Source organism: Bacillus sp. 05T22 (assembly GCF_056396765.1).
The window spans coordinates 1-464 of the sequence record NZ_JBFTMC010000289.1 but is presented as its reverse complement, the minus strand read 5'-3'; the positions used below and the strand labels follow the sequence as shown (position 1 = coordinate 464).

Genomic DNA, 464 nt, shown 5'->3' with positions numbered 1-464 from the left:
AATCCATTCGCTCGACTTGCATGTATTAGGCACGCCGCCAGCGTTCATCCTGAGCCAGGATCAAACTCTCCAATAAAGTTAGTTTGTCTAGCATCTAAAATAAAAATTGACGTTTCACGTTGTTTGTTTCGTTCAGTTTTCAAAGAACTTTTGGTGGAGCCTAGCGGGATCGAACCGCTGACCTCCTGCGTGCAAGGCAGGCGCTCTCCCAGCTGAGCTAAGGCCCCAAAATAAGTATCGGGAAGACAGGATTTGAACCTGCGACCCCCTGGTCCCAAACCAGGTGCTCTACCAAGCTGAGCCACTTCCCGAAGGAAAAGCGCGCCCGAGAGGACTCGAACCCCTAACCTTTTGATCCGTAGTCAAACGCTCTATCCAATTGAGCTACGGGCGCATATGGTGCCGAGGGCGGGGGTCGAACCCGCACGGTGGTCACCCACCGCAGGATTTTAAGTCCTGTGCGT

3 tRNA genes and 1 rRNA gene are annotated in these 464 nt (G+C 52.8%); all 4 read right to left on the bottom strand.

Features of this window, described 5'->3' with window-relative positions:
• Positions 1–76 (bottom strand): 16S ribosomal RNA (locus tag AC1DIT_RS28505); the annotation flags it as partial.
• A 75-nt stretch (positions 77–151) separates the two neighbouring features.
• Positions 152–227, bottom strand: a tRNA-Ala gene (locus tag AC1DIT_RS28500).
• Between the two features lie 10 nt (positions 228–237).
• Positions 238–311 (bottom strand) — tRNA-Pro (locus AC1DIT_RS28495).
• Positions 312–320: 9 nt separating this feature from the next.
• A tRNA-Arg gene (locus tag AC1DIT_RS28490) sits at positions 321–394 on the bottom strand.
• Positions 395–464 lie beyond the last annotated feature (70 nt).